Genomic DNA, 23,895 nt, shown 5'->3' on the forward strand with positions numbered 1-23,895 from the left:
AGAAAGAGGTAGAGAAGAATGACTAACAAATTGTTTAGAGTATTAAGCATGTTGTTTTTAAGTTTACTTGTTTTAATTGGTTGCGGAACAACAGAGGAAGGTTCAAAAGAACGATCATCTAACTCAGTAACTGTTACAGATAGTACAGGAGAAGTTTCAGTACCTATGAATCCAGAGAAAGTCGTTGTTTTTGATATGGGCTCATTAGATACGATTAAATCTTTAGGGAAATCAGATGTGGTTATTGGAGCACCGACTAAAAGTATTCCAGCGTATTTAGATAGTTTCAAAGAAGTTGAATCAGTTGGCGGAATGAAAGAACCTGACTTGGAAAAAATTAATCAATTAAAACCAGATTTGATTATCATTTCTGGTAGGCAAGAAAGTTTCAAAGAGGATTTAGAGGCCATCGCTCCTGTTTTATATTTATCTGTTGATAATACAAAAACGTGGGAGTCGACAAAGGCTAATATCAATACGTTAGCAACAATTTTTGATGCAACAGATATTGCGAAAGAAAAAATTGAAACACTTGAAAAAGACATTGCTACAATCAACGAGAAAGCATCTGCAAGTGGTTTGAAATCGTTGGTAACATTAGTTAATGAAGGGAAATTATCAGCTTATGGGGAACAATCACGTTTTGGGATTATTCATGATACATTTGGGTTCCCAGCTGTAGATCCTAACATAGAAGCTTCGACACATGGGAATGACGTGAGTTATGAATACGTTTTAGATAAAAATCCCGATGTTATCTTCGTTATTGATCGTACAAAAGCGATTGGTGGAGATTTATCAAAAAACAATGTTGCAGAAAATGAATTAGTTAAACAAACAACCGCAGGAAAAAATGAGAAAGTCATCTCTCTAACTCCTGATGTTTGGTACTTATCCGGTGGCGGTATTGAATGTACAGAATTGATGATTTCTGATGTTGAAGCAGCTTTAAAATAAAAACAGCTCCTCCTTTATTAGGAGGGCTTTTTTTGTTAGACTAAAGTGATAGAAGTAAAAAGAAAAGGTGGGGAAATAATGGTAGAGATGTTTACTAAAGAAGATTTTAATGTCTTTCAGGTTGAGGGATTAGAACCACGTATGGCAGAAATTCGTCGTGTTATTCAACCGAAATTTCAAAGTGTAGATGATTATGTTGTTTCAAAGTTAGCACCTGAGCTAGATGAAGAGTTATTGGTCCACATTGCTCAACATCGTCGTCGTACCACGAATGCACCAGATTTCACATGGAGTGCAATGGGTGGCGATAAACGTGGCTATAAAAAATATCCGCATTTTACATTAGGGATTACGGAAGATTACCTAGTGATGTGGTTATCATTTATTGATAATCCAGTCAATGAAAAAGAAATGGCTGATTCATTTTTAAAACAGCCAAGTTTATTTGAGGGATTGCCTGAAGGAACTGTTTTAAACTTTGATCATACTGTGAACAACTACCATGAATTTAATACAGATAATTTAATCAAAGGGTTGGAGCGTTGGCGTGATGTCAAAAAAGGTGAGTTTCAAATTGGTCGCGTGTTATTAAAAACAGAGACGCTGTTATCACAGCCTGCTAAAGCCCTAGACTACATTTCTGAAACCTATTTATCATTAGTTCCACTTTATCAAGATGCCATTAAATACTCTGTGAAATAAGCGAGTGATACAGTTTCGATATGGTGTACTAGTTTTGTGCTAATACAGAAAGTTAAAATCATGAGTTAATGATGATAAAAACTTGAAATCCCTTGAATAATCGTGCTGATTTAGCTAGAATAGACAAGGAATAGAAATTGTTACAATACATTGAAGAAAGAGGTGGGAAAAATGCCTCAAAACAAGGTAGAAAAAGGATTTGAATTGCTTGATCAATGTGTGACGTTAATGCAAGGTTCACTAAATTCGACATTTATCGATAGCTATATCGAAGTGGCGGGTAATCTTGTTAATAACTATCAAGTTCAGGTTCAAGATGGTTTGCCTAATGCAGAAACAGCAACCAAATTAACGGAACTTTACACAGAGTTTAAGAATTTGGATTTAGCTAAGGAAGAACGTCGAAAAGTAACGCAGTTAGTCTTGTTAAAAGGAACGATGGCGGAACCGCTACAGCCAAATCACCAACTAACACCCGACTCACTAGGTTTCCTATTTGTTTATTTAGCAGAGCAGTTATTAGGGGATGACAAACGTCTGACGCTATTAGACTTAACAGCAGGTATGGGAAATTTAATGATGACTGTTATGACGAACTTAGAATTAGCAGGTTATAAAGTTTGGGGAACTGGTGTGGATGTTGATGATACATTATTGACAATTACTGCATTAAACAGCCAGATTTTAGAACAAGAAATTCAACTTTTCCATCAAGACAGTTTACAAAATCTGTTGCTTGAACCAAGTGATTTTGCAATTGCAGATTTACCAATTGGATATTATCCAGATGATGAAAACGCGCAAAATTTTGTGACAGGTGTAGCAGAGGGTCATTCATATGCCCATCATTTATTGATGGAACAAAGCATGGCTTACGTTAAAGGTGGTGGCTTCGGGGTCTTCTTAGTGCCGAGTAACTTCTTGGAAACTGAGCAAGCTGATAAGATTAAAGAGTGGATTACGGATAAAGTTTATCTGCAAGGAATCTTACAATTACCGACAGCTTTATTCAAAAACAAAGATTCTCGTAAATCAATCATCATCATTCAAAATCATGGTGAAGAGAGTCGTCAAGCGAAGGAAGTCCTGTTAGCAGATGTCCCATCGTTAAAAGATGCGCAACAAATGCAACAGTTTTTTAAAGAAGTATCTGAATGGAAAAACAAAAATTTAAATTAAAAATAAGGGAGTGTTTTAAACATGTCAAAAACAATCGCAATCAATGCAGGTAGTTCAAGTTTAAAATGGCAATTATTCGAAATGCCACAAGAAGAAGTTATCGCTTCAGGTATCGTAGAAAGAATCGGTCTTAACGATTCAATCTTCACAATTAAATACGGTGAAGGTCAAAAATTCAACGAAACATTAGATATTAACGATCACGAATTTGCAGTAAACCGTATTTTCGATAAAATGATGGAGTTAAACATCATTGCATCATTTGATGAAATTACAGGTGCTGGTCACCGTGTTGTTGCCGGTGGGGAAGACTTTAAAGAGTCAGCTTTAATCGACGAAGCAGCCTTACTTAAAATCGAAGCTCTTGCTGAGTTTGCACCATTACACAACCCAGCTGAAGCAAAAGTTATCCGTATTTTCCAAAAATTAGTTCCAGGTGCGGTAAACGTTGCTGTATTTGATACATCATTCCACACAACTATGCCTCCAGTAAACTACCTATACAGTATCCCAATGGAATACTACGATAAATATCAAGCTCGTAAATACGGAGCTCACGGTACTAGCCACCGTTATGTAGCTGATCGTGCTGCTGATATGTTAGGTAAAGATATTAAAGATCTTAAAATCATTACTTGTCACTTAGGTAATGGAGCGTCAATCACTGCTGTTGATGGTGGTAAGTCAATCGATACTTCTATGGGATTCACACCACTTGCAGGTGTAACTATGGGAACTCGTGCTGGTGATATCGATGCTTCACTATTACCATACTTAATGGAAAAAGAAGGTATGACAGACATTAAAGAAATGATCGATGTCTTAAACAAAAAATCTGGTTTATTAGGCTTATCAGGCGTATCAAGTGATATGCGTGAAGTTGAAGATTCAGATTCAGATAATGCTAAATTAGCACTAGAAATCTTTAACAACCGTGTCCAAAAATACATCGGTAGCTACATCGCTGCGATGAACGGTGTGGATGCTATTGTCTTCACTGCTGGTATTGGTGAAAATGGTGTTGAAGTACGTGAACAAATTATTAATGGTATTACATGGTTTGGCTGTGAAGTTGACCCTGCTAAAAACAATGTTCGTGGTAAAGAAGTTGAAATTTCAACTGATGATTCAAAAGTTAAAGTATTATTAATCCCAACTGATGAAGAAGTTATGATTGCTCGCGATGTTGAAGCGTTAAAATAAAAGATAAAAAAAGACCAAGTAGCTTAGCTACTTGGTCTTTTTTTTATCTATTTATTATCTAAGTCAGTTCTCACAACTAAGACATCGCATTTTGCATGACGAATGACGTATTCAGAAACGGATCCTATTAATAGACGTTCAACTGTATTTAATCCAGTTGCGCCAATAACAATTAAATCAACTTGATAATCTTTTGGTAGTTGTTTAGCAATCAGTGTTTTTGGGGTGCCGTATTCCACGACAGCTTCCACTTTTGATAGCCCGTGATCTTTCGCATAAGCAACTAATTGTTCTAGGGTTGCCTTTGCAACCGCTGTTGCTTGGTCCGCTAAATCATCATCGAAAGATGAAATAGTTTGAAAAGCACGCGTATCGATAATGTGAGCCAGCACTAATTTTGCTTGATTACGTTTGGCAACGTTGACGGCCTTTTTAAAAGCTAATTCAGCTTCTTCAGAACCATCTACGGCAACTAAAATTGTTTGGAATTTTTGGACCATGTGAACACCTCGTTTTTAGGATAATTGTTTAGCTAATTTAATACTAAAAATGGCTGAAATCACCATCATTAAACTAATAAAAATTAATGTAATTGTTTGTTGGTTGATAATTAAGCAAATTAAACCTAGGATGCTTAATGCTAATGTTGCTTTCCCGAATGAAAGAATGGTTTTAGTTGCCATTTCTTTTTTGTCATCAGGTGCTAAGACGCTGATGAAGGTCGTTCCTTTACGAGTTAAAAAGAAACCAATCGCTAATAACAAAATGATTGAAATGATTAATATAATGGAAAGCATAAGTAAAACTCCTTTAAAATAAAAATGGGTAAGATCCGTCGATGCCGTTGATCGTTCCGTAGTATTGATCCCGCGAGTTTGCAGGTGGGCTTCGCTATCTAGTCGTCAAACTACCAAGTGAAAAGGCTTGTTTTATTCCTAAATTCGTTGAATCCCGGCATAATACTAAAAAATGTTCGGTCAACACAGAGTGGCGCGATTCGCACATCACAGATTACCCACCCTCATAATAGCATAATCCCTTTAAATCAACAATGGAAAGGGTTTCTTTTATTGTTTGTTTAGACGGTTTATTTCTTCGTATCGACTAGCTAAGGCTTGTTCATATTTACCTGTATGTTTAGGTTCATAATAGCGGGCCTTTTTAATTTTGTCAGGTAGATATTGTTGTGACAACCAACCTTGCTCTGTTGCATGTGGGTACTGGTAATCTACACCACGGTTTAAAGCTTTAGCCCCTTGGTAATGACTATCTTTTAAATGATCGGGAATATCACCGGTATTTCCTGAACGAATGTCTGCGATAGCAGCATCTAATGCTGTATAACTTGAATTAGATTTAGGGGATAAGCATAAGTCGACAACCGCATTGGCTAATGGGATGCGAGCTTCTGGGAAACCTAGTTTTTCTGCAGCTTGAACAGCTGTAACTGTTCTGGCAGCCGCCGCAGGATTTCCTAAACCGATGTCTTCATAAGCGATAACCATCAACCGACGACAAATAATTAACATATCGCCAGCTTCGACTAATCGTCCTAAATAGTGAAGTGCTGCGTTGACATCACTTCCGCGAATTGATTTTTGCAAAGCTGAAATAACATCATAATGGGCATCGCCATTTTTATCATGGCTCATTGATTTTAATTGTACGCATTCTTCAATAATTGCTAAACTAATACTTATTTTTCCGTCAGTATTAGGGGGCGTTGATTTAACAGCTAATTCTAAACTGTTTAAAGCGCTTCTTAAGTCGCCATTTGTAGCGCGTGATAAGTGGACGAGTGCCATTTCATCAAGTTCAACATCATATTGACCAAGACCGCGCTCGTCATCTGCTAAAGCTTGGATTAAAGCATGATGAATATTTTCTTCTGTTAATGGTTTTACTTCAAAAATTTGTGCACGACTGCGGATGGCAGGGTTGATACTAATATAAGGATTCTCAGTAGTCGCCCCAATTAAAATGATTCGGCCATTTTCTAAGTGAGGTAGTAAAAAGTCTTGTTTGGTTTTATCTAGACGATGAACCTCATCAAGTAATAAAATAACGGTTCCGCTCATGCGAGCTTCTTCGGCTACTACTTGCAAATCTTTTTTTGTGTCGGTCGCGGCATTCAACATTCTGAAAGCATATTTTGTGGAACCAGCAATCGCACTGGCGATGCTGGTTTTGCCTGTTCCAGGTGGTCCGTACAAAATCATAGATGACAGCATTTTGGCGCTAACCATACGTTCGATAATTTTTCCTTTTCCAACTAAATGTTGTTGACCAATCACTTCAGATAAATTTCTAGGTCTCATTCGGTAAGCAAGAGGTTGAGTCATAAGGTATTACCTCCTTGTGTTTTCTTATTTTAATTATAACACAGAGTTAATTTGTGATTAGCAAAATAAATTGTTGGATTTAATTAGTAAAGGTCGCCTTTTCCATTGTAAATCGTTATAATATAAAGAGTTCAGAATGCTGGGAGTTTATCAGCTACTTAGAGGAGAAAATAATATGAAAAAAGAAAATATGTTGTACTTCTTAGAAGCGCAATTAGAAAAAAACTTAGGGGATTATGATTTTGCTATTGATTGGAATACCAAAAATCATACTGTTGAAGTGATTGCTGTTATTTATGCAGAGAATAAAGGCGAGCAAGTGATTGATGATGCTGAGGGTGTTCAGACTGCTGAAGATATTATTGAATTTGAAGATAGCTTGATGTTATATAATCCAGATAAATTCACGCCAAATGCCGAAGAGTATCTAACGCTAATTCCTTATGAAGGTAAAAAAGGAATTAAAAAAGCCGTGCTAGTCGCTTTAGGAAAATACTTAGGTCAAGTATTAACTGAAGGTGAAAGTGATTTGTTAGATTTCTTAGATGATGATGCTGCTGAAGTCTTCGAGTTGAACTGGAACCAAACAGAATTTGATGCATTATTAGAAAAAGCGAATCAGTCAACAGACTATATTGCTTATCCCAAATATTAGGAGTGTATAACAATGAAGTGGACAGAACTAAAAATTACAACAGCAAGTGAAGCGGTTGAAGCAATCTCAGCGCTAATGGTTGAAATGGGAGCAAGCGGCGTCGCGATTGAGGATGCTTTAGATGTGCAAAATTATGTGGAAGATGCTTATGGCGAATTACTGGATAAAGAAAATTTAAACCATGTCAAAGAAGGGGCAATTGTTAAAGCGTATTTCCCTGAGACAATTTTCTTACCAGAAATCTTACCGGCAATCAAAGAACGAATTGCAAAATTACCAGAATATGGTTTAGCAATTGGTGAAAATAAAATTGAAATGAGTGAAGTTGCTGAATCAGATTGGGCGACTGCTTGGAAGAAATATTATCACCCTGTTAACATTAGTCGTTATTTAACGATTGTTCCGAACTGGGAAGAATATGAAGCGAAATCAGCTGATGAAAAAATTATTAAGTTAGATCCAGGAATGGCTTTTGGTACGGGGACACACCCAACGACAATGGTAAGTCTTCATGCCCTTGAAATTGTGTTGCGTGGTGGCGAAACAGTTCTGGATGTTGGGACGGGTTCAGGCGTTTTGAGTATCGCTAGTAAACACTTTGGTGCAAAAGAGGTTCATGCGTACGATTTAGATGAAGTTGCTGTGGCAGCAGCTCAAGAAAATATGGATATGAATCCGGTAGCAGCTGACGTGAAAGTTAGCGCAAATGATTTGTTGAAAGGTATTGATATTCAAGCGGATGTTATTGTAGCTAACATTTTAGCGGATATTATTTTAAGATTGATTCCAGATGCATGGAACTTAGTTAAGCCAGGTGGTAAATTTATCGTATCAGGAATTATTGAAGATAAAAAAGCGGAAGTTTTAGCTGCGTTAACGGCCATCGGTTTTGAAGTGACAGAAGTCCTTCAACAAGCAGATTGGTTCGGCATTATTTTAACAAAACCTCTTGAAGGAGAATAACTATGCAACGTTACTTTGTCACACAGTCATATGCAGATGCCCAAGAAAATGGTTTTAAGTTAACAGGGGATGACTATCACCACGCTGTTAATGTGATGCGCATGAAAGTGAAAGATCACTGTTTTTTAGTATTTACAGATCAACGGGCGATTATTGGGGAAATTATTAATATTTCTGAAGAAGATGTTGAATTTAAAGAAATTTCAAAGGAATCACAGAACAAAGAACTACCTGTTCATGTGACGATTGCTAGTGGATATCCTAAAGGGGATAAATTAGAGTTGGTTGTACAAAAAGGGACGGAATTAGGCGCATCGGAATTTGTTGGGTTTCCAGCTAAATCTTCAGTTGTTAAATGGGATGCTAAGAAACTAGCAAAAAAAGGTGATCGCTTAGTTAAAATTGCCAAAGAAGCAGCGGAACAATCTCATCGCCAATTTCAACCTACAGTTAAGTTACTAACATCGGAAAAAGAACTGTTAGAGCTTGCAAAAGACTATGATCATGTTCTAATTGCCTATGAAGAGGCGGCGAAGTCTGGTGAACAAGGTCAGTTAGTTAAAACACTGTCAGTTGTTAAACCTGGTGAATCTATTTTGGTTGTTTTTGGGCCTGAAGGCGGTCTGACTCCACAAGAAGTAGGTAGTTTTGAAACGGCAGGTGGAAAAGTCTGCGCATTAGGACCACGGATTTTAAGGACAGAAACTGCGCCATTTTATTTATTAAGTGCTATCAGTTATCAGTTAGAGTTGTTAACATAAGTCGAGGATAACTCGGCTTTTTGCGTAGAAATAAATAGTAAAGGAGGGACTCTGATGACAGAGTTATCAACGGTTTATAAAAATCAAAAAAAGTATTTTGAGACGGGTGAGACGCTAGTTGTTTCAAATAGACTAGATCAGTTGCGGTTGTTAGATACTATGTTACGTGATAATGAAGAAATCTTATTAAGCAGCTTAACCTTAGATTTAGGTAAGGCACCAGAGGAATCTTATTTATCAGAGTTAGGGTTAGTTTATCAAAGTCTTCAGCTAACTTTGAAAAAAACACAAAAATGGAGTCAACGACAAAGAAAAAAGACACCACTTTATTTATGGCCTGGAAAAAGTTGGACTCAGGCGATGCCGTATGGTCAAACATTGATAATTAATGCCTTTAATTACCCATTGCTACTATCTTTAGATCCGCTTGTGGGGGCAGTTTCCGCTGGGAATGTTGCAATGGTTGCTTTGTCAGAACGAACACCAAATTTTAACGCTGTATTAACCAAGTTAAGTCAGCAGTATTTAAACTCAAATTGGATCTATTTCTATGAAGGTAATAAAGAGCGTAATCAACTGCTTTTGACAGAACGATTTGATAAAATTTTCTTTACAGGAAGCGCAACCGTGGGTAAAAGTATTTTAAAGGCAGCAAGTCAGCATCTAACGCCGGTGACATTGGAACTAGGCGGTAAGAGTCCAGCTCTCATTACTCAAACAGCTGATATTAAACGGGCAGCTCAACGCGTGGCCTGGGGGAAATTTCTTAATGTAGGTCAAACGTGTGTTGCGCCAGATTATTGTCTGGTTCCTAAAGAATCAGTGGAATTATTTAAGTCTGAGTTAATAAAAGAAACCGAAAAAATGTACGGGAAGAATCCTTTTTCTTCAGAAGATTACGGCAGGCTAGTCAATTCACAAACAGTCGAACGTTTAGCTCGGTTAATTGAGGAAGACAATTCCTTTGTTGTGTATGGTGGAGAAGTCAAAGCGTCGGAAAAATATATAGGGCCAACAGTTATTCAGGCAGAAATTACTCAGCCACTAGCTTCGATGAAAGAAGAGCTATTTGGGCCAATATTACCTGTGATGACCTATGAAACATTAGAAGAGGCCTTGGATTTTATTCGTTCGGGAGAATCACCATTAGCTTTTTATCCATTTGTGGGTGAAAGAAGTGAGGAGTCGTTATTGTTAAACGCTGTTCAATTTGGAGGTGCGACTATTAATGATACGATTCTCCATTTAGCTAATCATCATTTACCTTTTGGTGGCGTCGGGCAATCGGGAATGGGATCTTATCATGGTATTCAAAGTTTTAAAGAGTTTTCTCATGAGAAAGCAGTTTTAAAAAGACAGCCTAAATTTATTTTGCCGATTATGTCAGCTCCTTATAGCAAAAGAAAAGACAGTCTTATTCGTAAGTTTTTAAAATAACTTATGCTAGAAGAGTCCTAATTTCAATAAATACGGTATTGCTGTATAATAAAGATAATTAAAATAAAAGCTAGAGCAAGAAAGGGAGTGGCAATATGTCAAAAGAGACAATTTATACAGGGCAAGAAGTCATTGAGTTAGTGAGTCAATATATGGAAGAAGCCGATGTGGCATTTGTTGAAAAGGCCTGTCACTTCGCTGAAAAAGCTCATGCTGAACAATTTAGACAATCAGGTGAACCGTATATCATTCATCCGATTCAGGTGGCAGGAATATTAGCTGACTTGAAAATGGACCCTTACACGGTTGCAACGGGCTTCTTACATGATGTGGTTGAAGATACCGATGTAACGTTAGCTGAGTTAACGGAAGAATTTGGTGCGGATGTGGCTATGCTAGTTGATGGTGTGACGAAGCTTGGTAAGATTAAATATCGATCACATGAAGAACAGCTAGCAGAAAATCATCGTAAAATGTTGCTAGCAATGGCACAAGATTTACGTGTTATCATGGTTAAATTAGCTGACCGTCTACACAATATGCGAACATTAAAACATTTACGTGAAGATAAGCAACGCCGTATTTCAAAAGAAACGTTAGAAATTTATGCGCCATTAGCTCACCGTTTGGGTATCAGTACAATCAAGTGGGAACTGGAAGATACTGCCTTAAGATATTTAAACCCAAATCAATATTATCGTATTGTTAATTTGATGGACTCAAAACGAGATGAGCGAGAATTATATATTGCTGACTCTGTGGAAGTGATTCGACAAGCGTTAGAAGAGTTAGGGATTGAAGGAGAAGTTTACGGGCGTCCGAAACACATCTATTCAATTTATTTGAAAATGAAAAATCAAAAAAAAGAATTTAATGAGATATATGATTTGTTAGCAATTCGTGTCATTGTTGAAACAATTAAAGATTGTTATGCTGTTTTAGGTGCAATCCATACACAATGGAAACCGTTACCTGGTCGGTTTAAAGATTATATTGCTATGCCAAAGGCCAATATGTATCAATCGTTGCATACAACGGTTATTGGCTCCGAAGGGAATCCAGTTGAAGTTCAGATTAGAACGGAAGAGATGCATGAGATTGCCGAATATGGGGTGGCTGCTCACTGGGCATATAAAGCTGGGAAGATAGAAAAACCGTTAGTGGATAAAGACCGTAAAGAATTAAGTTGGTTCCAGGAAATTATCGAACTGCAAAACGAAAGCCATGACGCATCAGATTTCATGGAGAGTGTAAAAGGCGATATTTTTAGTGATAAAGTATATGTGTTTACACCTAAAGGGGATGTTTCAGAGTTGCCGAAAGGCTCAGTACCGTTAGACTTTGCTTATAACATCCATACAGAAATTGGTAATAAAACAACTGGTGCTAAAGTGAATGGTAAAATAGTTCCCTTGGATTATAAGTTGAAAAATGGCGATATCATTGAAATTATCACTTCAGGTCATTCGTTTGGTCCGAGTCGTGATTGGTTAAAAATGGTAGCAACATCAAGAGCTAGAAATAAAATAAAACGCTTCTTTAAGAGTCAAGACCGTGAAGAAACAATTGTAAAAGGGAAAGAAGCCTTAGAAAAGCAGCTTAAAGAGTTGAATTTTGTTCCAAAAGAAATATTAACTAAGGAAAAATTTGAACAATTATTAAGTCGTTTTAATATGACAACGGAAGATGAAGTATACGCTGCCATTGGCTTTGGAGAAGTGACTGCCTTAATGGTTGCTAATCGTTTGACGGAAGAAGAACGTGCTCAACGAGAAGAAGAAAAACAAGCGCATGTGACAGAAAAATTGTTAGCGCAAGGGTCTAAACAAAATCCTAGTAAAATAAAAGTTCGCCATGAGGATGGTATCGTTATTCAAGGAGTGGAAAATCTTTTAACGCGGATTAGTCGATGCTGTAATCCTCTTCCCGGAGATGACATTGTGGGTTATATTACCAAAGGCCGAGGGATCTCGATTCATCGTAGCGATTGCCCAAACATTGTACAAGATGAACATGCGGCGGAAAGATTGATCGATGTTGAATGGGAAGATTCTGAATCTATTCATAACAAAGATTATCAGGCAGACTTAGAGGTGTATGGGTATAATCGTGTAGGGTTATTAAATGATATTTTACAAGTTGTTAGCAATACAGCTAAACAGCTTGTGAGCGTCGAAGCTAAACCGAGCAAAAATAAAATGGCGACAATTCATTTAACGGTGACCATTCAAAACTTAGCTCACCTAGAACGATTAGTTGATAAAATTAAAAGTGTGCCAGACGTCCATAATGTTAAACGGATGAAAGGATAAGGAGTAAGTGATATGAAAGTAGTTATTCAAAAAGTAACATCAGCATCGGTTGTTGTTGAAGAACAAACAATTGCAAAAATTGGACAAGGTTTTTTGTTATTAGTAGGTGTGAAAACAGGAGACACGCAAGCAGATGCGGATTATTTAGTGAATAAAATTGCTAAAATGCGAATTTTTGAAGATGCTGAAGGGAAAATGAATCATGATATCTCTGAAGTATCAGGCGAAGTTCTGTCAGTTTCCCAATTCACTCTATTAGCGAATACTAAAAAAGGAAATCGCCCAAGCTTTGTCGATGCAGCAAGACCAAATGAGGCAACAAAATTATATGATTATTTTAATGAAGGTCTTCGTGGTCAAGGATTAGAAGTGTCAGAAGGTCAGTTTGGCGCTGATATGTCAGTTAGTTTGGTAAATGATGGTCCAACAACAATTATTTTAGATACTGAAAACAAATAAAAGAAGCAGCGCAATTGCGCTGCTTCTTTTATTATCTAATTTCGTAATAAGTCATTAAACCTTTTGTTAAAGATTTAGCTAAATCTTCTTGATAGGTCTTCGTAATGAATTCTCGAACATCACTGTCATTATTCATATAGCCTAGGTCCAAACGTAAACTTGAGGATTCTCCATCTGGAGCGTCCTCTGCGGTCCCCGCTTCGATACCACGATTAGGAATTGTCAGTACTTGGGCTAATTCAGTATTAACGGCTTGCGCAAGTACTTGATCGCTGGCATGGTGGTAATAAACGGTTGTTCCTGTAGCACCATCATCTGTTCCGCTTGAGTCATAATGTAAGCTGATCACGAGATCAAATTTAGCCCCTTTCTTTTTATTAGGCATTTTTGGTTCACTGTCATCAGTTCTAGTAAGTAAGACTTTTGCACCGGTTTCTTCAAGTGCTTTTTTTATGTAGTTAGCAGTGGCCAAAGTCAAGGTTGCTTCTTTCACTTCACCGTTATTACTTGTAGCACCTTTATCTTTTCCGCCGTGCCCAGGGTCTAAAACGATTGTTTTATCAGCTAACGGACTGATTTGGTAAGGATCAGTTTTACTAGGTTTAGAGAATGTCGCAACCCAGTTAGGGACATAACCAACTTTTTTATCATCAGTAAGCACCTGATACCAATCATCAACTTGAGATAAGAATATTAACTTCTCGCCATAGGGTGCAACGGATAGAGTGTCACTTGTTTGCTTGGGTTCTTTTCTAATGGCCGTTCCTTTTTGACGAGTATAAACCTTGTTTTCAAGTGCGGCTTCTCCATCTTTTTTACCATGCTTTTTAAGCGATGTGCTAGGCACCCATCCTTGTACTTTATTGTAGGTAATTTGGGTCCAGCCAGTTAATTCAGCAGTCACAATAACTTTAGAACCCTTTTTTAAGGTTTGGATGACGTTGCTTTCATTGTTAGGTTTTAGAGTTAAAGGGACTTTCTTCTCGCTGATGACAGCATTTTGTTTTGTTCCAGGCATTGGCTCACCAAAATTTGTTTGAGTGGTTTTAAGCCAACCGGTTTGTTTTTTGTCAGTTTTGACTTTATACCAATGCTGTTTTTGGTTGGAAACTTGTAACATATCTCCTTGATGAAGTTCTTGAATTGTTTTGGCGTTCTTTGATGGAGAGGATTTAATTTCTGCGGTTTCAGATAAAATAATCACATTTTTAGTTGGGTTTAAGTTGCTAAAAGATAACCCAAGTGTTACTAATAAAGCAATCGCTAGTAGAGCCATTGATGTTAGAAACAGTAATTTGATTTGATTTTGTTTTTCGGGTAGTTCCATGGGGCACCTCTCAATCTTGTCGGTCTAATAGAGAAATTATATCAAAAAAATAGCAATATGAACAATTTCTCGAGTCACTTTCCAGAATGTAAGTATTTATCGATAGCTAAGACTGTGTTTTCTTGACTTTTCGCGTTTTTTTTAGTATTTTTTTAATATAAGATAATATATAAAATCAATGAAAGAGCTAGTAGTATTTTGTGGTCTCTAAAGAGAAAATCACCTTGGCTGAAAGTGATTAAGACAAGTCAGAATATGAAAGACACTCTGGAGATGGATAATCAAGTTGTCCCGTTACGAGCGTTAATCGTTAAGTGGAAAGAGAAATCTTTCAATCTAGGTGGTACCACGTATGACATCATTCGTCCTTGTTTATAATTATTCAAGGGCTTTTTTTATACAATTCGAGAAAAGAGGGAGTTAACAATGGCTTATCAAAAACCAAAAGGAACAGCGGATATTTTACCGGGAGCAGTTGAAAAATGGCAATTTATCGAGAGTGTTGCCCGTGAAACATTCAAGCGTTATGAGTTCCATGAAGTCCGCACGCCAATTTTTGAACACTATGATGTGATTTCGCGAAGCGTGGGTGATACAACTGATATTGTTTCTAAAGAAATGTATGATTTTTATGATAAAGGTGATCGTCACATTACGTTACGCCCTGAAGGTACAGCACCCGTGGTAAGAACGTTTGTTGAAAATAAACTGTTTGGCCCAGAATTTCAAAAACCATTTAAAACATATTATATGGGACCGATGTTCCGTTATGAAAGACCGCAGGCAGGACGCTTACGCCAATTTCATCAGTTAGGCGTTGAGGTTTTCGGAAGTGAGAACCCCGCCACAGATGTAGAAACAATGTTGATGGCATTGGATTTTTATAAACAGCTAGGAATTAAGCATTTAAATCTGGTGATTAATTCACTTGGCTCTAAAGAAGATCGCGAGACATATCGCCAAGCGTTAGTTGATTACTTAACTCCCTTCAAAGAAAACCTAAGTGCTGACTCACAAAAGCGTTTAGTTGAAAATCCGTTGCGCGTACTAGATAGTAAAGATCCAAAAGATAAGGAAATTGTAGTCAATGCACCATCTATCTTAGATTATTTGTCTGAAGAGTCATCAGCATTTTTCAAACAAGTAACAACGATGTTAGATGCTTTGAATGTCGAGTATACAATTGATCATCGCATGGTACGTGGACTAGATTATTACAACCACACAATTTTTGAAATTATGAGCGAAGCGCCAGGATTTGAAGGAGCTATTACAACGATCTGTGCAGGTGGCCGTTATGATGGGTTAGTGGAAGAATTAGGTGGCCCAGCAACACCAGGCTTTGGATTTGCTTTGGGTGTTGAAAGAACCTTAATTACGCTTGATGCAGAAGGTATTGAAATACCGTGCGAGACAGAAGTTGATGCTTATGTCGTTGGGTTAGGGGAAGCTACAAACATTGAAACACTAAAACTAGTTCAAAGTATTCGTGACGCAGGATTTGTTGCTGAACGTGACTTCTTAAATAGAAAAGCTAAAGGACAATTCAAAACAGCCAATAAATTAAATGCTAAAGTAGTGTTGACCTTAGGTGAAACGGAATTAGCAGAAGGTAAAATACAAATGAAACACATGGCCAGTGGGAAACAGGTAGAAGTAAATCTAGCTGACGTTCATGAGAACTTTAAAAAACAATATGATTTAGTAGTAAAATCGGTTGAAGGATAAGGAGAACGCAAAAATGACTAAAAGAACAAATTATTGTGGACAAGTATCAAAAGAAAACTTAGGTCAAGAAGTAACATTAAAAGGTTGGGTAAAAAAACGTCGTGATTTAGGAAATTTAATCTTTATTGATTTGCGCGACCGTGAAGGCTTCGTTCAGATTGTTTTTAATCCTGAAACAAATAAAGAAGCGTGGGAAGTAGCTGATAGTTGTCGTACAGAATATGTTATTGAAGTGACAGGGACTGTTTCTGCCCGTGAAGGGAATGCTATCAACCCGAATATGGCAACAGGTGAAATTGAAGTATTAGCATCTAACATCATTATTTTAAACAGTGCGAAAACAACACCGTTTTTAATTGATGAAGGAGAGTCAGTTAATGATGAACTTCGTTTGAAATATCGTTACTTAGACTTACGTCGTCCTGAAATGTTAAGTAACTTGCGCTTACGCCATGAGATTACTAAATCTGTTCGTGGCTATTTAGACGGTGAAGAATTTATTGATGTGGAAACTCCTTATTTAAACAAATCAACCCCTGAAGGTGCACGTGATTATTTAGTCCCTTCACGTATTCAAGAAGGTCATTTTTACGCGTTGCCGCAATCACCACAAATTACAAAACAATTATTAATGGGTGCCGGCTTTGATCGTTACTACCAAATTGTTCGTTGTTTCCGTGATGAAGATTTACGTGGTGATCGCCAACCAGAATTCACTCAAATTGATATTGAAACAAGTTTCTTATCACCAGAAGAAATCCAAGATCATACCGAGCAATTGATTGCTAAAGTGATGAAAGATGTTAAAGGGATCGACGTTGCATTACCATTCCCTCGTATTAGTTATGATGAATCAATGGCTCGCTTTGGGAACGATAAACCTGATATGCGTTTTGGTATGGAACTCATTGATTTAAGTGAAGTTGTTAAACCGATTGAGTTTAAAGTTTTCCAAATGGCATTAGAAGCAGGCGGTCAAGTTAAGGCAATCGTTGCTAAAGGCGCTGCTGAAAGTTATTCTCGTAAAGATATGGATAAATTAGGTGAATTTGTTGGTCAATACGGTGCGAAAGGGTTAGCTTGGTTAAAAGTTGACGAAGAAGGCTTGAAAGGTCCGATTGCTAAATTTATGACAGAGCATGAAGCAGCTGTTTTAGAAGCAACTAATGCGGAGGCTGGCGATTTGATTATGTTTGCAGCTGATCAAGCGGATGTCGTTGCAGCTTCACTTGGTGCTTTACGTAATAAGTTAGGGAAAGAATTGGGATTAATTGATGAATCACAATTTAATTTCCTATGGGTAGTGGATTGGCCATTATTAGAATTTGATGAAGAAGCCGGTCGTTTCACATCTGCTCATCATCCGTTTACGATGCCAAAAGCAGGTGATTTAGAATTATTAGAAACAGCCCCAGAAAAAGTCTATGCTGAAGCTTACGATATTGTTTTAAACGGTTATGAGTTGGGTGGCGGTTCTAGTCGTATTCACCAACGAGATATTCAAGAAAAAATGTTTAAAGTCCTTGGTTTTACAGCAGAGTCAGCGGAAGAACAATTCGGTTTCTTGTTAGAAGCCTTAGACTTTGGATTCCCGCCACATGGTGGTATCGCCTTAGGCTTAGACCGTTTTGCAATGTTGCTAGCGGGTAAAGATAATATTAGAGAAGTCATAGCATTTCCTAAAAATAGTAAAGCAATTGACCCGATGAACCAAGCACCAGGTAAGGTTTCAGCGGAGCAATTAGCTGATTTGCATTTAATTGTTAATGAAAATCAAGAGGGATAATGAAAAAAAATTTAGGACAATCTTAAAGGATTGTCCTTTCTTTGTATCGAGATTGGTCGTATAATATAACTATTAAGTTGATTGAAGGAGACTTATTTTAAAAATGAAAGAATTTCAGAAGAAATTTTCAGAATCAGAATATACTCGAAAATCATCAGTTGCAGTTATCTATGCTATTTTAGCAGCGATTGCCTTAAACATGTTTTGGCAGCCAGGGAATATTTATGCTAGTGGTGTCACGGGTATTGCTCAAATTGTGACTACTTTAATTGGCAAGATGACCGGTCAGGTTCCCCCAGTTGCATTAATTTATTATGTATTAAATGTGCCGCTTTTTATCTTAGCTTGGAAACGAATTAGTAAAAAATTTACAGTTTTTACAATGATTACTGTCACGCTAGCAACAATTGCTATCCAGTTTATTCCAGTGACGATGTTAACACCAGATCCTATCATGTGCGCTATCTTTGGTGGTGCGATTAATGGGTTTGCTATTGGTTTTGCTTTGAAAAATGGTATTTCATCGGGTGGCTTAGATATTGTCGCTATTACGATTCGCCAAATTACCGGCCGTAATGTTGGCTTAATCAACACCTTTATTAATGGGATGATTGCTTTTACAGCAGGTTATTTATTCGGTTGGGAATACGCATTTTATAGTTTAATTTCAATTTTTGTAACAGGTAAAGTAACAGATTTAATTTATACAAAGCAACAAAAAATGCAGGTCATGATTATCACTAATAAGCCTGATGCAGTAATTGAAGAAGTACAAGAACGTTTACGTCGAGGTATTACAATTCTTCATGATGCAGAAGGTGCATATAAACATGACAAAAAGACGATTTTATTCACTGTCATCACACGTTTTGAAATGCATACGCTTGAAGAGGCTATGGAAGCTGCAGACCCTAGTGCTTTTGTCAGTATAGCTGATAATGTTAAAATTTTAGGGAACTTTTACGATCCAGGAATGCAATAAAAAGAAGCCGTTTAGGCTTCTTTTTTTATAAGTATTTTTTTAAAAATTTTTCTTTTTCATGGCGAGCTAATTGTTTAAAAGCATACTCAGCACGCATGGCTTCACTTTTAGTTTCGAACGCTTCAGTGTAGATCATTTTAGCTGGGCGACGACTACGAACACGAGTATATTTAGCACCGACACCATCATTATGTTCTTTTAGACGACGAGTAGGTTCGGTCGTATAGCCACCATAAAAACTGTTATCTGCACATAGTAAGACATAAAAATATTGTTTTTTTTCGGAGTTATTAGTTTCCAAATAGCATCCCCCTAACTTCGGGCAAATAATCACCTTGTGCGTCGTAAACAACCAAAGGGGGTAAGATTTTCAGTCCATCTGGTTTACCTTGATTGATTCCTTCAACCAGGACGGTATTTGCTTCTTTACCTTCTTTAGGATAAACGAATTGAACGCGCTTTGGAATAATCTGATATTTTTTCATAGTTTCAATAATATCCACAAAACGTTCAGGGCGATGAACAAGTGCAAGTTTTCCATTGAATTTTAGTAAACCGGCAGCTTCTTTAATAACGCCGTCTAAACTAGTTTTAATTTCATGGCGTGCAATGGCTAAATGAGGATTGGGATTAGCGACGTTAGTAGGTAAATCTTTGAAATATGGCGGATTGCAAGTGATTAAATCAACGGAATCCTTTTTGATGATCTGGGTCGTGTTGACTAAATCAAGTGTTTCAATTGAAAGCTGTTGACCTAAATCATTTAATAGGATACTACGACGCCCCATGTCTGCCAACCGCTCTTGAATTTCAATACCGGTAATATGAGCTGCTGTTTTGCGACTCATGAATAGCCCGACAGCTCCGTTACCAGCACAAAGGTCGACAATCTCACCACGCTTTGGTAAGGATGCGAAGTTAGCTAGTAATACAGCATCTAATGAATAAGAAAAAACTTCATGACTTTGGATGATTTTAATATCATCGGCATAAAGCTGGTCAACTCGTTCGTTTTCAAATAGCTCAATATCCATAAAGTAAAGCTCCTTCTGTAAGAAATTCTTTTCATATTATAGCATACGAGGAAGGGGTAAATAAAAAACTTGCCAGAAGTTCAGTTTTTCGTCATACTATTGTTGAAGAAAGATAAAGTGAGGCGAAGCTAATGTTTTTTAGATTTATCCGTCAAGTAGCACGAGGTATTGTATTTATTATAAATGGGCGTGCAAGTTATGAGCAAAAAGAAAAGCTACCAACTGAAACAAATTATATTTTAGTTGGACCACACCGCACATGGTGGGATCCAATTTATTTTGCACTAGCTGCATCTCCCAAAGAATTTAGTTTTATGGCGAAAGAGGAATTATTTAAAAATCCTATATTGCGATTTATTTTAACGAAAGCACATGCTTTTCCGGTGAAACGTGATAATCCAGGACCTAGCGTTATTAAAACACCGATTAAGTCATTAAAAAATAGTGATTTAAGTTTGATTATGTTTCCGAGTGGGACACGTCATTCAGAAGAGTTAAAAGGTGGGGCGGCTTTAATAGCTAAGATGGCTAAAGTACCGATCGTTCCAGCAATTTATCAAGGGCCGGTTACCTTTGGTGGGTTATTCAAACGTCAAAAAGTCACTGTTAGATTTGGTGATCCAATTGATGTGTCAGATATTCCCAAAATGAATCAAGAAGGAATTGAAGAAGTGGAACGTCGTATGACATCAGCTTTTAATCAATTAGATCATGAAGTTAACCCAGATTTTAAATATATCCCAAAACAAAAGTAAAAGCAGACAATTGTTCTGCTTTTTTTATTTGTCTTGAACAACAGAAAAATCTTTTGAAATTTGGTATAATAGTGGGAAGTCCTTAAAAGAAAGATGGTGGTATTGATGAAATGGAGCATTCCTGAAAAAATAGTGGAACAAGGTAGAAAATATACAAATGATGGTCGTGTGACAGCTATTACGCAAGATTTAGAAGAAAATTGTTGGCATGCGGAAGTAATTGGTACTGCTGTTTATCAAGTGAAATTAGATGGTTCACCACGCGAAGAAGACCAATGTACGTGTGAAGATTGGCAAAAGAAAAAATATTGTAAACATACAGTGGCTGTTGAATTAGCCCTTCGTTCAAAAGGGTTGAATCGGGTGTTAAAACAAAATCCACAGTTACGTTCAACATATAAAGCACCAACGGTAGGGAAATTATTTTCTAATAGTTTTTCTAAATTACAAACCAAACAAACGGAGATCTTGTTAGCTGATGAAATGCCTTTAACAATGGAATATGTGATTGAGTCAGTTCCGACTTCAATTCATCATCCTCATAAAGACATTTGGGTACTTAGTTTTAAAATAGGGCTAAGAAACGAACGCTGTTATGTCGTTAAAAATAGTCAAAAATTCTTAGAGTGTTGGCAAGCAGAAGGAGTGTATACAATTGCGGAAGGGTTAACTGTCACCTTAACTCGTGACAGTTTTTCAGACGCTGACCATAGTCTATTAGAAAGTATTTGGGATATTTCACATATGCAAGAAGTTCTTGGAGCTGTGCAGTATCCAACAAAAGGGAAGTTAAAACCACGCCATTTGTTTTTAGATAGAGATAACTTAGTACGAACTATTGATATGTTAATGAAAGCTGATAAGTTACAATTGAAAGTAGCTAATATAAATGATGAGAAGTGGCAGATCAAAAAAGATGAGACACCGTTTAAATTTAAAGTGGAACCAAAACAAAAGGGATATGTGTTAACGGTTCTAACGGAAGTTATAAATTATTGGGAGTACTACTCATGGGTTCAAATCGAAAGTGGCATGTTTCAATTAAATCCACGACAAACAGAAATTTTTGAAACCTTAAATCAATTACTAAAACGATCAGATAGCTTAGCAATCCTTTTTGAAGCGGAAGAGGTGTCAGATTTATTTACTTTCGTATTGCCGCAGCTTTCTGAAATAGGAGTAGTTGAGTTAATCAATGACCATTTGAGTCAAATGGTCAGGTATCCTTTGGTGAATGAATTGTTATTTTCGATAGCTGATAACAATTTGATGGTACAAGCGGATGCTGTTTACGGCGACATCCGGTTTTCGACAAATAGCGACCTAAGTAGTGGTTTAGATGAACAGAAAACAGTAATTCGCGATACGGTTCAAGAGCAAAGACTGTTGAAATTATTAGCTAAACAACAGTATCAAAAATCTAAGAACGGCTATCAAAAACAATTACCTAAAGGTGAAGCGTTATTCTTGTTCTTTACAAAAGAATTACCAAACTTAAGAAAAATCAGCCGTGTCGAGCTTGCTTCTGAGTTGCAAGAACAATATTTAGATGGTTTGAAATATGCACCGGTTATTGAAGTGAAAGAACAAGGCTCATGGTTTGATGTAGATTTTGATATTAGTGGCATTGCGGAAGAAGATATTTCAGGGCTGATGCTAAGTCTAATGGAACAAAAAACGTATCACCAATTGTCTGATGGCAAAATCATTTCTTTAGAGTCAGAAAGTTATCAAAAAACAAGTCATGCCTTAAAAGAATTACGACAATATCTAACGTTTGAAGATAACCAGTTTTTAATTCCAAAATATCGTAGCTTACAGTTATCAGAGATTTTAAATCAAACCGATCGTGTTCAGTATGATTCAGAATTTGCTAAATTAAGTTATGATTTAACTCATCCTCAAGAGCTGACAGTTCCTGTGCCTAAAGAATTAAATGCCGATTTGAGAGAATATCAAGAAGTTGGTTATCGTTGGTTGACGATGTTAAGAGATTATGGATTTGGCGGAATTTTAGCTGATGATATGGGACTGGGAAAAACTATTCAGACAATTGCTTTTTTATTAAACCAAAAAGAGTGTGGTACAGAAGGTCCAGCGCTTGTGGTGGCACCGGCTAGCTTAGTTTATAACTGGCAAAATGAATTTAAGAAATTCGCTCCAACGCTAAAAACGATTGTCATTATGGGGACGCAAAAAGAACGGGAACAATACTTAAATGAAGCAGATGGGTTTGATGTGCTAATTGTGTCTTATGCTAGCTTACGTCAGGATAGTAGTCGTTATCATCAAATGCAGCTAAGTACATTGATTTTAGATGAAGCGCAAACTATTAAAAATCCAACGACTAAAACTTTTCAAGCGATGAAAAAGTTGAAAACCACTCAACGATTTGCCTTGAGTGGCACACCAATTGAAAATAAACTGGAAGAATTATGGTCGCTATTTGCAATTGTCATGCCAGGATTTTTCCCAAAAAGAGCGAAATTCAATCGCATGTCAGCTTCTGAAGTAGCTAAAATGATTCAGCCGTTTGTCTTGCGTCGTGAAAAACGTGAAGTATTAAAGGACTTGCCGGACAAGATAGAATCAAATGTTTTAAGCGTCTTAACTGATGAGCAAAAGGCGACTTATTTAGCCCACCTTCGTCAAATGCAAACAAAAGTCAAAGGGATGGATTCTAAAGCGTTTAAAGAAAATCATCTACAAATTTTGGCAGGATTGACACGATTACGTCAAATTTGCTGCGATCCGAGATTGTTTATTGAAGATTATCAGGGTGGTTCAGGCAAGTTGGATCAAGTCAAAGAGCTAGTTGCTGCAGCAAAAGCTAATGGTAGACGGATCTTATTGTTTTCGCAATTTACAGGGATGCTCAATATTTTAGAAAATGAATTAACGGATATGGAAATAAGCACCTTCTATTTACATGGAGGAACAAAACCGAAAGAACGAATTGAGATGGTCGATAAATTCAACCAAGGCTCAAAAGATGTTTTTTTGATTTCCTTAAAAGCAGGTGGAACAGGGTTGAATTTAACCGGAGCAGATACTGTTATCTTATATGACTTATGGTGGAATCCAGCGGTTGAAGAACAAGCCGCGAGTCGAGCTCATCGTATGGGTCAAAAACAGGTGGTTGAAGTGTGGCGGATGATTTCTGAGGGAACGATTGAAGAAAAAATGTATCATTTACAAGAAGGTAAACGCCGTTTGTTTGACGAAGTTATGTCTGATCAAGACGGTTCGAAATTGAAAAAATTATCTGAAGATGATATTCGTGATATTTTATTAATTAATGAATAGCTAAAAG

General features: G+C 37.0%; 21 protein-coding genes, 1 other RNA gene and 1 other annotated feature. Of the genes, 15 read left to right on the plus strand and 7 right to left on the minus strand.

The annotated features are described in order from the left end of the window. Positions 1-18 precede the first annotated feature (18 nt). From G7081_RS02910 to G7081_RS02925, 4 genes are all read left to right on the plus strand, one after another. On the plus strand, positions 19-957 hold the full coding sequence (locus tag G7081_RS02910) for a siderophore ABC transporter substrate-binding protein (RefSeq protein ID WP_166007238.1): 939 nt from the start codon (positions 19-21) through the stop codon (positions 955-957). Between the two features lie 87 nt (positions 958-1,044). Next, the gene (locus tag G7081_RS02915; protein ID WP_166008370.1) at positions 1,045-1,659 is read left to right on the plus strand and encodes a DUF1054 family protein; all 615 of its coding nucleotides are present in this window, start codon (positions 1,045-1,047) and stop codon (positions 1,657-1,659) included. A 171-nt stretch (positions 1,660-1,830) separates the two neighbouring features. Next, entirely contained in the window at positions 1,831-2,838 is a 1,008-nt protein-coding gene (locus G7081_RS02920) for a class I SAM-dependent methyltransferase (protein ID WP_166007240.1), read from the plus strand. Positions 2,839-2,859: 21 nt separating this feature from the next. After that, positions 2,860-4,041: an acetate/propionate family kinase gene (locus tag G7081_RS02925; RefSeq protein WP_166007242.1), complete on the plus strand. Its 1,182-nt coding sequence runs from the start codon at positions 2,860-2,862 to the stop codon at positions 4,039-4,041. A 47-nt stretch (positions 4,042-4,088) separates the two neighbouring features. Here the strand turns inward: G7081_RS02925 and G7081_RS02930 are convergent, their stop codons facing one another. The 4 genes from G7081_RS02930 to G7081_RS02945 all read right to left on the minus strand — a co-directional run bounded on the left by G7081_RS02930 (position 4,089) and on the right by G7081_RS02945 (position 6,383). Then, entirely contained in the window at positions 4,089-4,541 is a 453-nt protein-coding gene (locus G7081_RS02930; RefSeq protein WP_166007244.1) for a universal stress protein, read from the minus strand. 15 nt (positions 4,542-4,556) lie between these two features. Continuing rightward, a complete protein-coding gene (locus G7081_RS02935) occupies positions 4,557-4,838 on the minus strand; it encodes a hypothetical protein (RefSeq protein WP_166007246.1) in 282 nt (93 codons plus the stop codon). 28 nt (positions 4,839-4,866) lie between these two features. Next, positions 4,867-5,057: non-coding RNA, 6S RNA (ssrS, locus tag G7081_RS02940), on the minus strand. A 51-nt stretch (positions 5,058-5,108) separates the two neighbouring features. After that, positions 5,109-6,383 carry a replication-associated recombination protein A gene (locus G7081_RS02945; RefSeq protein ID WP_166007248.1) on the minus strand — a complete coding sequence of 425 codons (1,275 nt, stop codon included), beginning with the start codon at positions 6,381-6,383 and terminating at the stop codon, positions 5,109-5,111. A gap of 175 nt (positions 6,384-6,558) precedes the next feature. Between G7081_RS02945 and G7081_RS02950 the strand changes: the two genes are divergently transcribed. The 6 genes from G7081_RS02950 to dtd all read left to right on the plus strand — a co-directional run bounded on the left by G7081_RS02950 (position 6,559) and on the right by dtd (position 12,970). Continuing rightward, positions 6,559-7,038, plus strand: a complete 480-nt coding sequence (locus G7081_RS02950) for a DUF3013 family protein (protein WP_166007250.1) — start codon at positions 6,559-6,561, stop codon at positions 7,036-7,038. Positions 7,039-7,050: 12 nt separating this feature from the next. Next, on the plus strand, positions 7,051-8,001 hold the full coding sequence (gene prmA, locus G7081_RS02955) for a 50S ribosomal protein L11 methyltransferase (protein WP_166007252.1): 951 nt from the start codon (positions 7,051-7,053) through the stop codon (positions 7,999-8,001). A 2-nt stretch (positions 8,002-8,003) separates the two neighbouring features. Next, positions 8,004-8,762: a 16S rRNA (uracil(1498)-N(3))-methyltransferase gene (locus tag G7081_RS02960; RefSeq protein ID WP_166007254.1), complete on the plus strand. Its 759-nt coding sequence runs from the start codon at positions 8,004-8,006 to the stop codon at positions 8,760-8,762. 54 nt (positions 8,763-8,816) lie between these two features. Beyond that, the gene (locus G7081_RS02965; RefSeq protein ID WP_166007256.1) at positions 8,817-10,199 is read left to right on the plus strand and encodes an aldehyde dehydrogenase family protein; all 1,383 of its coding nucleotides are present in this window, start codon (positions 8,817-8,819) and stop codon (positions 10,197-10,199) included. A gap of 95 nt (positions 10,200-10,294) precedes the next feature. Next, on the plus strand, positions 10,295-12,511 hold the full coding sequence (locus G7081_RS02970; RefSeq protein ID WP_166007258.1) for a RelA/SpoT family protein: 2,217 nt from the start codon (positions 10,295-10,297) through the stop codon (positions 12,509-12,511). Between the two features lie 12 nt (positions 12,512-12,523). After that, positions 12,524-12,970 (plus strand): D-aminoacyl-tRNA deacylase, encoded by a 447-nt coding sequence (dtd, locus tag G7081_RS02975; RefSeq protein WP_166007260.1) that lies wholly within the window; start codon positions 12,524-12,526, stop codon positions 12,968-12,970. 31 nt (positions 12,971-13,001) lie between these two features. Here the strand turns inward: dtd and G7081_RS02980 are convergent, their stop codons facing one another. Beyond that, positions 13,002-14,297, minus strand: coding sequence for an N-acetylmuramoyl-L-alanine amidase family protein (locus G7081_RS02980; RefSeq protein ID WP_166007262.1), 1,296 nt, complete (start codon positions 14,295-14,297; stop codon positions 13,002-13,004). Between the two features lie 169 nt (positions 14,298-14,466). Next, positions 14,467-14,670, plus strand: a binding site (T-box leader). Positions 14,671-14,723: 53 nt separating this feature from the next. On the opposite strand from G7081_RS02980, the gene hisS reads away from it, so the two are divergent. The 3 genes from hisS (at position 14,724) to G7081_RS02995 (ending at position 18,793) form a co-directional block, all read left to right on the plus strand. Next, the gene (hisS, locus tag G7081_RS02985; RefSeq protein WP_166007264.1) at positions 14,724-16,025 is read left to right on the plus strand and encodes a histidine--tRNA ligase; all 1,302 of its coding nucleotides are present in this window, start codon (positions 14,724-14,726) and stop codon (positions 16,023-16,025) included. A gap of 13 nt (positions 16,026-16,038) precedes the next feature. Beyond that, positions 16,039-17,811 (plus strand): aspartate--tRNA ligase, encoded by a 1,773-nt coding sequence (gene aspS / locus G7081_RS02990; protein WP_166007265.1) that lies wholly within the window; start codon positions 16,039-16,041, stop codon positions 17,809-17,811. A 103-nt stretch (positions 17,812-17,914) separates the two neighbouring features. After that, complete coding sequence (locus G7081_RS02995; RefSeq protein WP_166007266.1) at positions 17,915-18,793, plus strand: YitT family protein; 879 nt, start codon at positions 17,915-17,917, stop codon at positions 18,791-18,793. Positions 18,794-18,818: 25 nt separating this feature from the next. Here G7081_RS02995 and G7081_RS03000 read toward each other — a convergent pair whose 3' ends face one another. Next, positions 18,819-19,094 (minus strand): GIY-YIG nuclease family protein, encoded by a 276-nt coding sequence (locus G7081_RS03000; protein ID WP_166007267.1) that lies wholly within the window; start codon positions 19,092-19,094, stop codon positions 18,819-18,821. Continuing rightward, a complete protein-coding gene (locus G7081_RS03005) occupies positions 19,084-19,827 on the minus strand; it encodes a tRNA1(Val) (adenine(37)-N6)-methyltransferase (RefSeq protein WP_166007268.1) in 744 nt (247 codons plus the stop codon). Before G7081_RS03005 ends, G7081_RS03000 begins: the two co-directional genes overlap by 11 nt. A gap of 131 nt (positions 19,828-19,958) precedes the next feature. Here G7081_RS03005 and G7081_RS03010 point away from each other — a divergent pair, with 131 nt between their 5' ends. Next, a complete protein-coding gene (locus tag G7081_RS03010) occupies positions 19,959-20,582 on the plus strand; it encodes a lysophospholipid acyltransferase family protein (RefSeq protein WP_166007269.1) in 624 nt (207 codons plus the stop codon). 105 nt (positions 20,583-20,687) lie between these two features. Further along, positions 20,688-23,888 (plus strand): DEAD/DEAH box helicase, encoded by a 3,201-nt coding sequence (locus G7081_RS03015; RefSeq protein WP_166007270.1) that lies wholly within the window; start codon positions 20,688-20,690, stop codon positions 23,886-23,888. Positions 23,889-23,895 lie beyond the last annotated feature (7 nt).

The sequence above is a fragment of the Vagococcus coleopterorum genome (genome assembly GCF_011303955.1).
Classification (GTDB): Bacteria; Bacillota; Bacilli; order Lactobacillales; family Vagococcaceae; genus Vagococcus_D; species Vagococcus_D coleopterorum.

Excerpts from the sequence above, each read along its gene's own strand:
- G7081_RS02960 (WP_166007254.1), top strand. The coding sequence starts at position 8,004 with ATGCAACGTTACTTTGTCACACAGTCATATGCAGATGCCCAAGAAAAT.
- dtd (WP_166007260.1), top strand. The coding sequence starts at position 12,524 with ATGAAAGTAGTTATTCAAAAAGTAACATCAGCATCGGTTGTTGTTGAA.
- G7081_RS02915 (WP_166008370.1), top strand. The coding sequence starts at position 1,045 with ATGTTTACTAAAGAAGATTTTAATGTCTTTCAGGTTGAGGGATTAGAA.
- G7081_RS02910 (WP_166007238.1), top strand. The coding sequence starts at position 19 with ATGACTAACAAATTGTTTAGAGTATTAAGCATGTTGTTTTTAAGTTTA.
- prmA (WP_166007252.1), top strand. The coding sequence starts at position 7,051 with ATGAAGTGGACAGAACTAAAAATTACAACAGCAAGTGAAGCGGTTGAA.
- G7081_RS02945 (WP_166007248.1), bottom strand. The coding sequence starts at position 6,383 with ATGACTCAACCTCTTGCTTACCGAATGAGACCTAGAAATTTATCTGAA.
- G7081_RS02995 (WP_166007266.1), top strand. The coding sequence starts at position 17,915 with ATGAAAGAATTTCAGAAGAAATTTTCAGAATCAGAATATACTCGAAAA.
- G7081_RS02970 (WP_166007258.1), top strand. The coding sequence starts at position 10,295 with ATGTCAAAAGAGACAATTTATACAGGGCAAGAAGTCATTGAGTTAGTG.
- aspS (WP_166007265.1), top strand. The coding sequence starts at position 16,039 with ATGACTAAAAGAACAAATTATTGTGGACAAGTATCAAAAGAAAACTTA.
- G7081_RS02935 (WP_166007246.1), bottom strand. The coding sequence starts at position 4,838 with ATGCTTTCCATTATATTAATCATTTCAATCATTTTGTTATTAGCGATT.
- G7081_RS02980 (WP_166007262.1), bottom strand. The coding sequence starts at position 14,297 with ATGGAACTACCCGAAAAACAAAATCAAATCAAATTACTGTTTCTAACA.
- G7081_RS03015 (WP_166007270.1), top strand. The coding sequence starts at position 20,688 with ATGAAATGGAGCATTCCTGAAAAAATAGTGGAACAAGGTAGAAAATAT.
- G7081_RS02950 (WP_166007250.1), top strand. The coding sequence starts at position 6,559 with ATGAAAAAAGAAAATATGTTGTACTTCTTAGAAGCGCAATTAGAAAAA.
- G7081_RS03005 (WP_166007268.1), bottom strand. The coding sequence starts at position 19,827 with ATGGATATTGAGCTATTTGAAAACGAACGAGTTGACCAGCTTTATGCC.
- hisS (WP_166007264.1), top strand. The coding sequence starts at position 14,724 with ATGGCTTATCAAAAACCAAAAGGAACAGCGGATATTTTACCGGGAGCA.
- G7081_RS02925 (WP_166007242.1), top strand. The coding sequence starts at position 2,860 with ATGTCAAAAACAATCGCAATCAATGCAGGTAGTTCAAGTTTAAAATGG.
- G7081_RS02920 (WP_166007240.1), top strand. The coding sequence starts at position 1,831 with ATGCCTCAAAACAAGGTAGAAAAAGGATTTGAATTGCTTGATCAATGT.
- G7081_RS02965 (WP_166007256.1), top strand. The coding sequence starts at position 8,817 with ATGACAGAGTTATCAACGGTTTATAAAAATCAAAAAAAGTATTTTGAG.
- G7081_RS03010 (WP_166007269.1), top strand. The coding sequence starts at position 19,959 with ATGTTTTTTAGATTTATCCGTCAAGTAGCACGAGGTATTGTATTTATT.
- G7081_RS02930 (WP_166007244.1), bottom strand. The coding sequence starts at position 4,541 with ATGGTCCAAAAATTCCAAACAATTTTAGTTGCCGTAGATGGTTCTGAA.